The 12,152-nt window shown below is 71.0% G+C and carries 15 protein-coding genes and 1 tRNA gene; 10 read left to right on the top strand and 6 right to left on the bottom strand.

The features are described 5' to 3' along the window. Positions 1-15: 15 nt before the first annotated feature. Entirely contained in the window at positions 16-1,446 is a 1,431-nt protein-coding gene (locus C469_RS00200) for a DEAD/DEAH box helicase family protein (protein WP_008002740.1), read from the top strand. Positions 1,447-1,707: 261 nt separating this feature from the next. After that, entirely contained in the window at positions 1,708-2,292 is a 585-nt protein-coding gene (locus C469_RS16125) for a halocyanin domain-containing protein (RefSeq protein ID WP_008002738.1), read from the top strand. Positions 2,293-2,338: 46 nt separating this feature from the next. Here the strand turns inward: C469_RS16125 and udk are convergent, their stop codons facing one another. Then, positions 2,339-3,034: a uridine kinase gene (gene udk, locus C469_RS00195; RefSeq protein ID WP_008002736.1), complete on the bottom strand. Its 696-nt coding sequence runs from the start codon at positions 3,032-3,034 to the stop codon at positions 2,339-2,341. Between the two features lie 190 nt (positions 3,035-3,224). On the opposite strand from udk, the gene C469_RS00190 reads away from it, so the two are divergent. From C469_RS00190 to C469_RS00175, 4 genes are all read left to right on the top strand, one after another. After that, a complete protein-coding gene (locus C469_RS00190; RefSeq protein WP_008002734.1) occupies positions 3,225-3,869 on the top strand; it encodes a CBS domain-containing protein in 645 nt (214 codons plus the stop codon). A 107-nt stretch (positions 3,870-3,976) separates the two neighbouring features. Next, positions 3,977-4,516, top strand: coding sequence for a GNAT family N-acetyltransferase (locus C469_RS00185; protein ID WP_008002732.1), 540 nt, complete (start codon positions 3,977-3,979; stop codon positions 4,514-4,516). An 86-nt stretch (positions 4,517-4,602) separates the two neighbouring features. Beyond that, positions 4,603-4,676 (top strand) — tRNA-Thr (locus C469_RS00180). Positions 4,677-4,748: 72 nt separating this feature from the next. Further along, a complete protein-coding gene (locus C469_RS00175) occupies positions 4,749-4,952 on the top strand; it encodes a hypothetical protein (protein ID WP_008002730.1) in 204 nt (67 codons plus the stop codon). 33 nt (positions 4,953-4,985) lie between these two features. Here the strand turns inward: C469_RS00175 and C469_RS00170 are convergent, their stop codons facing one another. Beyond that, complete coding sequence (locus C469_RS00170) at positions 4,986-5,558, bottom strand: CinA family protein (protein ID WP_008002727.1); 573 nt, start codon at positions 5,556-5,558, stop codon at positions 4,986-4,988. 59 nt (positions 5,559-5,617) lie between these two features. Here C469_RS00170 and C469_RS00165 point away from each other — a divergent pair, with 59 nt between their 5' ends. The 4 genes from C469_RS00165 to C469_RS00150 all read left to right on the top strand — a co-directional run bounded on the left by C469_RS00165 (position 5,618) and on the right by C469_RS00150 (position 8,442). Further along, the gene (locus C469_RS00165; protein WP_008002725.1) at positions 5,618-6,277 is read left to right on the top strand and encodes a class I SAM-dependent methyltransferase; all 660 of its coding nucleotides are present in this window, start codon (positions 5,618-5,620) and stop codon (positions 6,275-6,277) included. After that, positions 6,274-6,801, top strand: coding sequence for a transcriptional regulator FilR1 domain-containing protein (locus C469_RS00160; protein ID WP_049910845.1), 528 nt, complete (start codon positions 6,274-6,276; stop codon positions 6,799-6,801). Before C469_RS00165 ends, C469_RS00160 begins: the two co-directional genes overlap by 4 nt. 77 nt (positions 6,802-6,878) lie before the next feature. Further along, positions 6,879-7,154 carry a hypothetical protein gene (locus tag C469_RS00155; RefSeq protein ID WP_008002722.1) on the top strand — a complete coding sequence of 92 codons (276 nt, stop codon included), beginning with the start codon at positions 6,879-6,881 and terminating at the stop codon, positions 7,152-7,154. A gap of 106 nt (positions 7,155-7,260) precedes the next feature. Beyond that, a complete protein-coding gene (locus C469_RS00150; protein ID WP_008002720.1) occupies positions 7,261-8,442 on the top strand; it encodes a PAS domain-containing response regulator in 1,182 nt (393 codons plus the stop codon). Positions 8,443-8,480: 38 nt separating this feature from the next. Here the strand turns inward: C469_RS00150 and C469_RS00145 are convergent, their stop codons facing one another. The 4 genes from C469_RS00145 to C469_RS00130 all read right to left on the bottom strand — a co-directional run bounded on the left by C469_RS00145 (position 8,481) and on the right by C469_RS00130 (position 12,103). Next, positions 8,481-9,107, bottom strand: a complete 627-nt coding sequence (locus tag C469_RS00145; protein WP_008002718.1) for a thymidine kinase — start codon at positions 9,105-9,107, stop codon at positions 8,481-8,483. Positions 9,108-9,164: 57 nt separating this feature from the next. After that, positions 9,165-9,620, bottom strand: coding sequence for a hypothetical protein (locus C469_RS00140; RefSeq protein ID WP_008002716.1), 456 nt, complete (start codon positions 9,618-9,620; stop codon positions 9,165-9,167). Positions 9,621-9,715: 95 nt separating this feature from the next. Further along, positions 9,716-10,780: an amidohydrolase family protein gene (locus tag C469_RS00135; protein WP_008002715.1), complete on the bottom strand. Its 1,065-nt coding sequence runs from the start codon at positions 10,778-10,780 to the stop codon at positions 9,716-9,718. Positions 10,781-10,858: 78 nt separating this feature from the next. Further along, positions 10,859-12,103 carry an HD domain-containing protein gene (locus tag C469_RS00130; protein WP_008002714.1) on the bottom strand — a complete coding sequence of 415 codons (1,245 nt, stop codon included), beginning with the start codon at positions 12,101-12,103 and terminating at the stop codon, positions 10,859-10,861. Positions 12,104-12,152: the final 49 nt, after the last annotated feature.

The following is a 12,152-nucleotide window of genomic DNA, read 5'->3' as shown; positions in this document are numbered from 1 at the left end:
CGGCAACGTCCGGCGATGGACGTCCGGCTGACCTACGAGGACGGGACGATCCGAGTCGTCCCTCGCGGTGCCGGCGACGGCGCGAGCGGTACCGGCGACGGCGACGCCGACGGCGAGTCCGATCCGCTCGCGTCGCTCCCGCCGCTCCCCGGTGTCGAGAGCGATCCGCGGTCGGGAACCGGGCGTGCGCCGGCCTACCGCTACGCCGCGATCCGCCGGGCGCTGGAGGTCGCCGGCGTGAACGTCGAGGACCGCGTGCTGGACGCGAGCGACCGCGCGGGAGCGGAGGGAGGACTCGACGGCGGCCTCTCGACCGACTACGACCTCCGGGAGTACCAGCGCGAGGCGCTCGACGCGTGGCGCGACGCGGGCGACCGCGGGGTGCTCGAGCTCCCGACCGGGGCCGGCAAGACCGTGATCGCGATCCGCGCGATGGTGGAACTGGGCGTGCCGACGCTCGTCGTCGTTCCCACGGTCGACCTCCTCGATCAGTGGCAGCGGGAGCTGGAGACGGAGTTCGACGTCCCGATCGGCCGGTTCGGCGGCGGCGAGCAGCGCCGGGAGGCGATCACGGTGTCGACGTACGACTCCGCGTACCTCAAGGCCGAGGGCGTCGGCGACGCCTTCGAGCTCGTCGTCTTCGACGAGGTCCACCACCTCGGCGGCGAGGGGTACCGAGACGTGGCGCGCCTGCTCGCGGCGCCCGCGCGGCTCGGGCTCACCGCCACCTTCGAGCGCCCCGACGGCGCCCATGAGACCGTCGCGGAGCTGATCGGCGACCGCGTGTACGCGCTCGACGTCGACGACCTGGCGGGCGACCACCTCGCGCCCTACGACATCCGTCGGATCGAGGTCGAGCTGACGCCGGACGAACGCGAGCGCTACGACGAGAAGCAGGGCACCTTCGTCGAGTACGTCCGGGACGCGGGGATCACGTTCACGAGCGGAAGCGATTACCAGGAGCTCGTCAAGCGCTCGGGCAACGACCCGGCCGCGCGGGAGGCCCTCCTCGCGAAAAACGAGGCCCGCGAGATCATGATGAACGCGCGCCGGAAGGTCGACCGACTCGAGTCGATCCTCGACCGCCACCGCGACGACCGGGTGATCGTGTTCACCGCCCACACCGACCTCGTCTACCGCCTCTCCGAGCGGTTCCTGCTGCCCGCGATCACCGCCGAGACGGGCGCGAAGGAGCGTCGCGAAATCCTGGAGCGCTTCCGCGAGGGGACCTACGGACGGGTCGTCGCCGCCAACGTCCTCGACGAGGGCGTCGACGTGCCCGACGCGAACGTCGCGGTCGTGCTCTCCGGCTCGGGCAGCGAGCGGGAGTTCACCCAGCGGCTCGGTCGGGTGCTCCGACCCAAGGAGGACGGCGAGCGAGCGATCCTCTACGAGGTCGTCAGCGCGGAGACCGCGGAAGAGCGGGTGGCGAGCCGGCGGCGGTGAGCGGACTCGGTCGAAATGTTATATATACATACACACGAGCGACTGCGGTGATCGCTTATAAAGAACGGTATGGCGGCGCGTGCCCGTGAGCGGGACGAAGGCCCGAACGGCACCGCGCGAGGTCGCCGGTGCTGTGCGCCGGCCGCCAGAGGGACCGTCGGTCCCTCGCTTGCAGCCGGACGTAGTCCGGCGACGCGGTCAGGGACTCAACGGCCATCTCACAGATGTCTTATATGTAGAGATAGACGTGTCTACTACTCAATGGCAGATACGCATTCACGGCGCGCGTTCCTCGCGACGACAGGCACCACTGCATCTCTCGCACTTGCGGGTTGCTCCGACGCAACGAACGACTCGGAGTCGACTACTCCCTCCGATGAACCCACAGAAGACAGTGGAGACGGTGAAGACCGTGAAGACGGTGGAGACGGTGAAGACGGCGGTGACAGCGGAGATAACGTCAGCGATGACGACACCAGTACAAACACGAGCAACACCACGAACACCGAAACAGAGACCGAGAAATCGTGGATCGAGAACGCGAACAATTACTCTGGAATCGAAGACAGGACTGGGGAAAGTTCAGTGCTGATTGAGGTTGGCGCTGGAGATGCTGGGTTATCGTTTGACCCGCCAGCCATTCGCGTTTCCTCCGGCACAACCATCTCGTGGAAATGGGTTGGAGACAACGTACACAAAGTTGTTGCTGAAGACGGCTCCTTCGAAAGTTCGACTGATGGCCTTACTTATTCTCGGACATTCGCGGAACCGAAAGAGGTTCGGTACGTCTGTGCCCCACACCAGGGGGTCGGTATGATCGGACTCATTATCGTCGAATCAGGCTAGCTGTGTCGGTATCGTGAGGAGAGCGACTGCGTACGAGGACGACCGTTCAGTCGTCGTCCATGTCGAGCGAGCGCTTCTCCCCGAGCTCCTCCTCCAAGCTGCCGCGCTCCCAGCTCCGGACGGCGTCGCCCTCGACCTCGGCGCGGAGCTTCTCCTCTAAGAGGTTCACGGCGACGCTGTTGGCGCCCTCCGGGATGATCACGTCGGCGTGTTTCTTCGAGGGCTCGATGAACTGCTCGTGCATCGGCTTCACCGTCGAGAGGTACTGGTCGATGACGCCCTCCAGGTCGCGGCCGCGCTCGATCACGTCCCGTCGGATCCGGCGGAGGATCCGCACGTCGGCGTCGGTCTCGACGAACAGCCGGAGGTCCATCATGTCGTTGATCTCCTCGTCGTACAGCGCCAAGATCCCTTCGAGCACGATGACGTCGGTGGGTTCGACCTCGATCCGCTCGTCTTTCCGGTTGTGGATCTCGAAGTCGTACTGCGGCATCTGGACGGACTGCCCCTCCAGCAGGGCTTCGAGGTGTTCTCTGAGCAGTTCCCACTCGAACGCTGAGGGGTGGTCGTAGTTGACGGACTGGCGCTCTTCGAAGTCGAGGTGCGAGAGGTCCTCGTAGTAGTTGTCCAGCGGGATGCGGGTGACGCTGTCGCCGAGGTCGCGGGTGACGAGCCGGGAGACGGTCGTCTTCCCCGCGCCGGTTCCCCCCGCAATCCCGATCACGAACGAGGGAATGGTCATGCCCTCCGCTCGGACGCCGGAGGGTTTGAAGCCTCCTTTTCGTCGCCGCCGTCCGCGCGGTCCCGACCGCGTTCGACAAAGCGCGCCTCGCCACGTCCCGCCGTTTCTCGGCCGATCGGCAGCCTACGCCGGGAATGCGTATAACGATACCGGAGGCACCTTTTAATCGTTCGCGGCGAAATCCTGTCTCATGCGAACAGACACCACGGTTCGCGACGTGATGCACCGCGAGTTCCTCGGCGTGAGCGAGTCGGACCCGTTGCGCGACGCGGCGGCGCTGTTGGTCGACGAGGGAACGAACTGCCTCGTCGTCCTCCGCGGCGGCGAGCCCGTCGGTCGACTGGGCTGTCGGGACGCCCTCGGCGCGCTCCTCGACGCCGGAGTCGGAGCCGGCGACGGACCGACGGCCGACGGCGAGAGCGGCCTCACGGTCGGCTCGGTGATGGGTCCGCCGCTCCCGACGGTGGCGCCGGACGACGCGCTGGCCGCCGTCGAGGAGCGGCTCGTCTCGGAGGGGGTCGACCGCGTCGTCGCCGTCGAGAACGGCGAGGCGGTGGGCGTCGTCACCGCCGGCGACGCGCTCGCCGCCGGCGCGCCCCGGACCGGAAACGGCGCCCGCGAGCCGCTCCCCGACGAGGAGGCGACCGGCGAGCCCCGGCGCGGCGACGCGGCGACGCTGGGATCGGACGGCGGGGTCGACCCCGCCGTGGAGGCGTCCTCCACCGACGCGTCCGGCTCGCCGACGCAGGGCGTCTGCGAGAGCTGCGGAGCGCTCGTCCCCGACCTCGTGACCGCGAACGGACAGGCGGTCTGTCCCGAGTGTCGCGAGGTGTGAGGCCGCGGCGTTCGCTTTCTCCCCGTTCGGTCTCGGGCTCTCCGCTACCCGCTCCGTCGCCGACCCGCCGGTAGGCTCAAACGGCCGGCGCGCCGAAGGCCGAACGAATGGCCGACAGCGACCGCGTGCGCGTCACGCCCGCCACCGTCGACGACGTCGACCCGGTGACCGACCTGTGGGTCGCGCTCGCCGAGGGCCAGCGGGCGTACGGGTCGGCGCTGCTCGCCGAGGGGAACCGCGCCGCGGTCCGCGAGTGGGTCGCGCGCTCGGTGGTCACCGGCGAGCTCCTCGTCGCGCGCGACGGCGACGACGACCCGATCGGGTTCGTCGGGTTCACGCTCGATCGCGGCGGCTACGAGCGCGATCGGACCCGCGGCGTCGTGAGCAACCTGTTCGTCGTCCCCGAGCGCCGCGACGAGGGAATCGGCGCCGATCTGCTCGACGGGGCCGAGCGAGCGCTCCGCGAGACGGGCGCTGAGACCGTCGCGCTGGAGGCGCTCGCGGCCAACGACCGCGCCCGCGAGTTCTACGCGGCACAGGGGTACGAGCCGCACCGCGTGGAGCTGACGAAGTCGCTGGCGGCGGCCGGCGGAGAGGGAGGCGACGACCGAGGAGGTGAAGACGGAGACGACGACCGGAGGGGCTGACCGCGGCACCGCGCCGTCACCGGCCGCGCCGTCACCTTCGCGGAAAGCGACACGCACTCATAGGTGGGCCGAGTACGCCCGCCTGCGCCAGGGGAGCATGGGCGGTTCATGCACTCGACTTGTAATCGAGACTTCCGGGGTTCAAATCCCTGCCCTGGCTCTTCCGACGGAACGACGTGGCGTCGAAGAGTCGCGGAGATCCATTTATATTCGCCCGTCGCGGATCCGGCGTATGGACCGGACCGACACCGTGATCCTCGGCGTTTCCGGCGTCGTCGCCGCGCTCGTGTTCGCGGGGGCGCTGTCGGCGGGGGCGCTGTTCGGCTTCGACGAGTCCGCGTCTCGGCCGATCCGGTTGCTCGCCGCGGAGCCGTTCGCGTGGATCGTCGTCGCCGCGCTGCTCGCTGCGGTCGTCGGGCACGCGTACATCGACTGAGCGGAACGCTCGATCTCCGACCGCTCCCGTCTCTCACTCCTCCGCGTCGACCTCGCGGACCGTCCGGACGAGCGCCTCGAGCGCGGCGTCGACGGCCTTCCGCTTCACCGCCGCGCGGTCGCCGTCGAGGACGACCCGCTCCGTGCGGACGAACGACTCCTCGGTCCCCCACGGCGCGGCGTGGGCGACCCCGACGTACACGAGTCCCACCGGCTTCTCCGCCGTGCCGCCGTCCGGTCCCGCGATGCCGGTCGCGGCGACCGCCCACGTCGTGTCGGCGCGGTCGCGCGCGCCCGCCGCCATCTGCTCGGCGACCGACGCGCTGACGGCGCCGTCGGCGTCGAGCGACTCGCGGGACACCCCGAGCAGCTCGCGTTTGGCGTCGTAGGCGTAGGTCACGAACCCGCGGTCGAAGTAGGCGCTCGCGCCCGGCACGTCGGTCACGCGCGACCCGACCAGCCCGCCGGTCAGCGACTCCGCGGTCGCGAGCGTCTCCCCGCGCTCGGTCAGCAGCGCGCCGAGCGTCGCCTCGATCGGCTCCGACCCGTCGCCCCCGCCGATCCCGCCGCCGCTTCCGGTTTCGTCTCCGCTCCCGCGCTCGTCCATACCCCCGCTGTGTCCCCCACCGCCGTGGGGTTTACGCTCGCCGCGACGCAAGCGCCGCCATGACCGACTGGGACGACCGCTTCGCGTCCGGCGAGTACCCCCGCGCCCCCGAGCCGTCCGCCGTGTTGCGCTCGTACGAGCCCGCGATCCCCGACGGGCGCGCGCTCGACGTGGCCGCCGGCACCGGCCGAAACGCCGTCTACCTCGCGGGGGCTGGCTACGCGGTCGACGCCCTCGACGCCTCCCGCGAGGGGCTCTCAATCGTCCGGGAGCGCGCCGCGGAGCGCGGCGTCGCCGAGCGCGTCGAGACGATCCAGGCGGACGCTTCGACGTACGGCTTCCCGGCGGAGACGTACGAGCTGATCACGATGAGCTTCTTCCACGCGCTCGACCGGTTCGCCGACCTGACCGAGTCGCTCGCGCCCGGCGGCTACCTGTTCGTCGAGGGGCACCTCCGGTCGGCCGACGCGACGCCCTCCGGGCCGAGCGACGACCGCTACCGGTTCGCCGCCAACGAACTGCTCCGCGCCGGGCTCGGGCTGACCGTGTTGTACTACGACGAGACGACCGAGGAGCGTCCCGACGACCACCGCCGCGCGACCGCTCGGCTGCTCGCGCGTCGGTCGAGCGGCGGGCGGCAGACGTACCCGCCTCGCCCGGACGAGACGGACGAGACCGACGAGACTGACGGGAGGAAGACCCGCGGAGCGGACCGGTGAGTAGCGCCGACTCGCCCGGTGCGGTGCTTCGAAAACTGGTCGCGGAGGCGGTCGGCGTCGAAGGGGGCGACGCCCTCCTCGACGACGCCGGCCTCGCCGAGCGCGGCGGCGACCCGGATCCGGCCTCCCGGCTCCCCGCGCTCGTCGGCGCTGGCGACACCGTCGTCGGGGTCGTGCCTCGCGCCGATCCCGGCCTCGCGCGACGGCTGCTGGAGGGCGTCGGGGGAGACGACGACAGCGGAGGCGGCGAGACGGTCCGACTCGTCTTCACCGGGCGGGCGGCGGACCGGCTTACCGGGCCGTCGGGAGCCGTGATCCGGTCGGTCCTCGCCGAGCGCGGGGTCGAGGCGTCCCGCCACGACGGCGACTCCCCGATCGGCGTGCTCCTCGTCGACGACCGGGCCGTCGTCGGGCTCTTCGACGAGCGAGGGCTCGCGGCGCTGCTGTGGTCGGACGCGCCGGCGGTCAGGGAGTGGGCGGCCGCGACCTGTCGGCGCTACCTCGCGGCGGCCGAGCCGGCGTGAGCGCTCTCGGCAACTCCCGCCGAGCCGGCGTGAGCGAACGCCGCATCGTTTTTGCACGTACCCCGCGAAGGGGGAGTATGAAGGCGCTGCTGCTGTTGGTCGCCGGGATCGGCGGACTGATCGAGACCCTCGCTCCGCGATCGGTCGTGCGCGTGTGGACGGAGGCGCTGTACCGGAACGCGGGGGAGGCGGAGCCCCGGAACTGGGTGTACGTCGCCGCGCGCGCCGAGGGCGCGGTCGTCGTGCTCGCCGCGCTCGTCGGCCTGTACCGGGTCGCGACGGCCGAGAACGACGAGTCGGTCGGCGACGGCGCCGAAGACGCGCTCGACGCAATCGACGCGGTCGGCGAGTAGGCGGCGCTCGCGACGGCCCCGCGAGCCGCGACGTGACCGAGGAGCGGCGAGAGGGAGTGGGAACTCACCCGAACGTATTTGCACGGTGTCGTGGTAGTGTCCCGCAATGTCGGATCCGGCCCTTCCTCCGCACGGGAAGCGCGAACCGGTCGTCCGAGTGCTGCACGTCGACGACGAGCCGGCGTTCCTCGATCTGGTGGCGACGTACCTCGAAGGGATGGACGACGCGTTCGAGGTCCGGTCGGAGACGGACGTGGACGCCGCGGTCGAGACCGTCGAGAGCGAGCCGATCGACTGCGTCGTCAGCGACTACGAGATGCCCGGCACCGACGGGCTGAGCTTTCTCGAACGCGTCCGCGAGCGCGACCCGGAGGTGCCGTTCGTCCTGTTTACCGGGAAGGGGAGCGAGGAGATCGCCAGCGAGGCCATCTCCGCGGGCGTCACCGACTACATCCAGAAGCGCTCCGGGACCGACCAGTACACGGTGCTCGCGAACCGGGTCCGGAACGCGGTCGATCAGGCGCGCTCGCGGGCGGCGCTGGCCGCGAGCCAAGAGCGGCTCTCGCGGTTCATCGAGCAGTCGCCGCTCGGGACGATCGAGTACGACGAGGGGTTCCGGATCGTCCGGGTGAACCCGGCCGCCGAGGCGATCCTCGGCTACTCGGAGTCGGAGCTGGTCGGCGAGACCTGGGGTCGATTCGTCCCAGAGGAGCTCCACCGCCACGTCGCGGAGGTCGAACGGCAGCTCCTCTCGGACAAGGGCGGCTACCGGAGCGTCAACGAGAACGTGTGCGCGGACGGCGAGCGGATCCGCTGCGCGTGGCACAACCAGGTGGTGACCGACGGCGACGGTGAGGTGATCCGCGTCTTCTCGCAGTTCGAGGACGTCACCGAGCGGACGAACCGGAAACGGGAGCTCGAACGGACGAACGCCGTCCTGTCGACGGTTCTCGACGCGCTCCCGGTCGGAGTGCTCGCCGAGGACGCGGACAGGCGAGTCCTCCGCGTCAACCGGTACCTGTACGACCTCCTCGGTCTCGACGGGGACCCGTCCGCGGCGACGGGTCGCGACTGCGCGCGGTTCGCCGTCGAGATGAGCGAGCTGTTCGCGGACCCCGCGTCGTTCGTCGACCGGATCGACGCGATCGTCGACGCGCGACGGCCCGTCGACGACGAGCGGATCGCGCTCGCCGACGGCCGCGTCCTCCTGCGAACGTATCGATCGGTCACCCTCCCGGACGGATACGGCCATCTCTGGGCCTACCGCGACGCGACGAACGAGCCGTAGGAAACGGGTGACGGCCGCGTACGAGGGAGAGAGACCCGTCAGCTCTCGGTCAGGTACGCCCGATCGGCCTCCGAGCGCTCGCCGGTCCGCAACACGTGGCAGTCGCGACACCGCGCCTCGTAGGACTCCTCCGCGCCGACGAGGATGGTCGGGTCGTCGACGTGGGCCGGTTCGCCCTCGATGAGCCGCTGGTTCCGGGAGGCGGGCTCGCCGCACTGCGAGCAGATCGCCTGCAGCTTGTCGACGTACTCGGCGGTCGCCATCAGCTCCGGGAGGGGCTCGAACGGCTCACCGCGGAACGTCTGGTCCGTGCCGGAGACGATCACGCGGGCGCCGTTGTCGGCCAACGCGTTACACACCTCCACCAGCGCGTCCGAGAAGAAGTTCGCCTCGTCGACCGCGACGACCTCCGGGTACGGCTCGTCGTCGAGGATCGCGAGCGGCCCGTCGCCCTCGTTGTCGACGACGGTCGCCTCCCACTGCCGGCCGTTGTGGCTCCCGATCGTCGTCTCGCCGTAGCGGTCGTCGACGGCCGGCTTGTACACCGCAACGGACTGGCCGGCGATCTCCGAGCGCCGGAGCCGCCGGAGCAACTCCTCCGTCTTCCCCGAGAACATCGACCCCGAAATGACCTCGATCCAGCCGGATCGAGTGATCGCGTGCATGCTCTGACGGGGCGGAGCCAGCGACTAAACCGTTTCTCTCCCGGTCGGCCGCCGGGGTCAGACCGCGCCCGCGACCGCGACGAGCGGGGTCGCGGCGGCGACGTACGTCGCGGCGCAGACCGCCCAATCGCGTCGGATCCGTGAGAGCCGCTGGCGGGGAAGCCCCCTCGCGCGCGGCAACGGAACGAGCGCGAAGAAGCCGACCATCAGCGCGACCATCGCGGGGGCCGCGACCACCAGCGCGACGGCGGTCCCGACGCCGAGCGCCGCCTGCACCGCCGCGACGAGCCCCACGAACAGGAGCCCGGCGCCGCCGCCGGCGACGTAGTGGACCCACGTCGCCAGCCGTTCCGGCGCCCGGCCGACCGGCATGTCGGTGAGTACGCCCGCGGCGACCCGGGGAGCCGTCGTCCCCTCCGAGAGCCGGGGCATCACGCGGTCCATCGCGAGCGTCGCGAGCAGTCCGACGACGGGGCCGAGCACGAGGCCGGACAGCAGCGAGAGCGTGACCATCGACCGATCGGACGGCCGCGATCGGCTTCAGTCTCTCGACCGGCTGTCGGTCTCAGTCTCCCCCCGATTGCCGGCCTCTGGCCCCCCCGCCGACCTCAGTCGTCGGACGCGCCGATCGCGTCGCCGCCGATCACGACCCGAGACACGTCGGCCGCGCCCGCGCGCCTGACGATCGCGCGGACGAGGTCGTGCGCGCCGGCGAGGTTGTCCGAGTCGCCGTCGAGGACCAGCAGGTCGGCGTCCGCGCCGGGCTCGATCACGCCGCGGTTCAGCCCCGCGATCGCCGCGCCGTTCGCCGTCGCCATCCGGAGGATCTCCTCGGCCGGGAGGTCGGAGAGCTTCGCGGCGAACTCCATCTCGCGGAACATCGAGGGTGAGTCGAGCATGACGTTGTCGGTGCCGAGCGCGACCGTCGTCCGCTCGGCGAGGTCGCGGATCGGCGGCACGCCGACGTTCGTCACGAGGTTCGAGCGCGGGCAGACGACCACTGGGGTGCCGCGGTCGGCGAGCCGTTGGAGGTGGATCCCCTCGGCGTGGACCATGTGGACGAGGAAGTCGGGGTCCAGGTCCATCGCGGCGTTGATGTCGTCGGCGTCGCGCTCGCCGGCGTGGATCCCGAACAGCTTGCCGGCCTCGCGGGTCTCCGAGCGCACCGCGTCGAAGTCGGCGTCGCGGGCGCCGGACGCGCCGTACCCGTCCGCGACCGAGAGCACGTCGGGGTCGTCGCGGCCGAAGACGACCGGCTCGATCGCGCGCTCGCCGAAGTCGACCCGCTCGCCCGCGACCGCGTCCCGGAGCGCGCCGACGCCCTCGACGCCCCCCTCGCGGAACTCGAGGAACGTGCCGGTCCCGGTCGACTCCATGTACCGCAGGGTGCGCGCCATCGCGGCGACCTTCGCCTCGCGGCTCGCCTCGCGCAGGAGCCGGTGTTTGAGCCCGTCCGGCGGCGCGACCAGCTCGTCGAGCGAGAGCCCCTCGCCGGCCTCCTTGGCGATCGAGTCGCCGATGTGCGTGTGGGCGTTGACGAACGCCGGGAGGATCACGTCGTCGCTGTCGACCGGCTCCTCCTCGATCCGGGCGATCTCCCCGTCGTCGACGACGACTCGTCCTTCGACCGGCTCGAACTCCGGACCGGTCAGAACGGTCCCTTCAAGGTTCATACTCGGCGGTCGCCGGCGCGGGAGTAAAAGGTCACGACAGGGGCTCGATCCGGCCGATCACGCTCCCGCGACTCCCGATCACGCTCCGTCCCGGAACTCGTCGAGCGTCGTCGGCATCGCGCCGCGCACCTCCGCGACGAGCCCGTCGGGGTCGAGGTCGAGCACGTCCGCGGCGGCGCGCCCGACGCGGTCGGTCGCGGGACGGGGGGCGTAGACGCCGAGGCGCCACTGGTTGCGCTGGGCGGTCCGGAGCGCGGAGACGAGCGGCGACTGGCGCTCGAGCCGGCGCACCTCGCCGTTGACGGTGACGCGGGCGGTCGACTCGCGCATCGACGGCTCCGGAGGCACGTCGAGGATCACGTGCTGGCGGGCGACGCCGGCCTCCTCGGCGATCTCGCGCTCCAGTTCGGTCTCGGCGTCGTGGTCGGCCTCGTGAACCCGCTCCGGCACGTCGTCGTACTCGGCCCACACCGCCAGCTTGTAGAGGTCGCGCTCGTCGTAGCGGCGGGAGAGCTCGGCCGTCTCCGGGCAGCGCCGGACCGCGGCGAGGAAGTCGTGGTCGTCCATCCGGCGGAGATCGGCCGCGGTGGTCGCCGTCGCGTCGAGCAGGTCGCTCGCGGCCCGGCGCAACATCGCCTTCGAGATGCGCGCGACGTGGTGGGTGTAGACGACCGGGTTCATCAGCGCGCGCGCCAGCAGGAGGCTCTCGGCCGTCTGGACGTTCCCCTCGTCCAGCACGAGCGCGTCGCCGCCCGTGCCGTCGTCGACGAAGGTCAGCTCCCGGACGAACCGCTCGGTGTCGATGGTGCCGTACGGCACGCCGGTGTGGTAGGCGTCGCGCACGAGGTAGTCCATCCGGTCCACGTCGAGCTCGCCCGAGACCAGCCCGCCGTACGGGCCCTCACCGGCGACGAGCCCGGCGATCTTCTCGGGCGCGAGGTCGTGGTCGCGGAGGGTCTCGCCCACCGCGCCGGTCGCGAGCAGCTCGTCCACGTCGTCGTGGTACTTCCCCGTGCGGCGGTGCGTGAGCGACTCTAGATTGTGGCTGAAGGGGCCGTGCCCCACGTCGTGGAGCATGGCCGCCGCCTCGATCCGGTCCGCGCGTTTCCCCTCGATCCCGAGGTGGTCGAGCGCCCGGCTGGCGAGGTGGTAGACGCCGAGCGAGTGCTCGAATCGGGTGTGGTTCGCGGAGGGGTAGACGAGCTGGACCGTGCCGAGCTGTTTGACGTGTCTGAGCCGCTGGACTGCGGGGGTGTCGACCAGATCCGCGGCGACACCGTCGATCTCGATGTGGTCGTGGACGGTGTCCTTGACCGTGATCATGCGCCGACGTTCGGCGGCACGGGATAAAAACGGCGTGCGTCGCCGAAGA

This window comes from Halorubrum lipolyticum DSM 21995 (assembly GCF_000337375.1).
Lineage (GTDB): Archaea > Halobacteriota > Halobacteria > Halobacteriales > Haloferacaceae > Halorubrum > Halorubrum lipolyticum.
Note: the sequence above shows the minus strand (reverse complement) of the source record. Positions and strands in the feature narration are given on the sequence as shown.

Bases quoted from the DNA above. Each gene is read 5' to 3' on its own strand.
- C469_RS00175 (WP_008002730.1), top strand. From the start codon at position 4,749: ATGGACCGGACCGACACCGTGATCCTCGGCGTTTCCGGCGTCGTCGCC.
- C469_RS00200 (WP_008002740.1), top strand. From the start codon at position 16: ATGGACGTCCGGCTGACCTACGAGGACGGGACGATCCGAGTCGTCCCT.
- C469_RS00140 (WP_008002716.1), bottom strand. From the start codon at position 9,620: ATGGTCACGCTCTCGCTGCTGTCCGGCCTCGTGCTCGGCCCCGTCGTC.
- C469_RS00190 (WP_008002734.1), top strand. From the start codon at position 3,225: ATGCGAACAGACACCACGGTTCGCGACGTGATGCACCGCGAGTTCCTC.
- C469_RS00165 (WP_008002725.1), top strand. From the start codon at position 5,618: ATGACCGACTGGGACGACCGCTTCGCGTCCGGCGAGTACCCCCGCGCC.
- C469_RS16125 (WP_008002738.1), top strand. From the start codon at position 1,708: ATGGCAGATACGCATTCACGGCGCGCGTTCCTCGCGACGACAGGCACC.
- C469_RS00130 (WP_008002714.1), bottom strand. From the start codon at position 12,103: ATGATCACGGTCAAGGACACCGTCCACGACCACATCGAGATCGACGGT.
- C469_RS00170 (WP_008002727.1), bottom strand. From the start codon at position 5,558: ATGGACGAGCGCGGGAGCGGAGACGAAACCGGAAGCGGCGGCGGGATC.
- C469_RS00185 (WP_008002732.1), top strand. From the start codon at position 3,977: ATGGCCGACAGCGACCGCGTGCGCGTCACGCCCGCCACCGTCGACGAC.
- udk (WP_008002736.1), bottom strand. From the start codon at position 3,034: ATGACCATTCCCTCGTTCGTGATCGGGATTGCGGGGGGAACCGGCGCG.
- C469_RS00155 (WP_008002722.1), top strand. From the start codon at position 6,879: ATGAAGGCGCTGCTGCTGTTGGTCGCCGGGATCGGCGGACTGATCGAG.
- C469_RS00150 (WP_008002720.1), top strand. From the start codon at position 7,261: ATGTCGGATCCGGCCCTTCCTCCGCACGGGAAGCGCGAACCGGTCGTC.
- C469_RS00145 (WP_008002718.1), bottom strand. From the start codon at position 9,107: ATGCACGCGATCACTCGATCCGGCTGGATCGAGGTCATTTCGGGGTCG.
- C469_RS00135 (WP_008002715.1), bottom strand. From the start codon at position 10,780: ATGAACCTTGAAGGGACCGTTCTGACCGGTCCGGAGTTCGAGCCGGTC.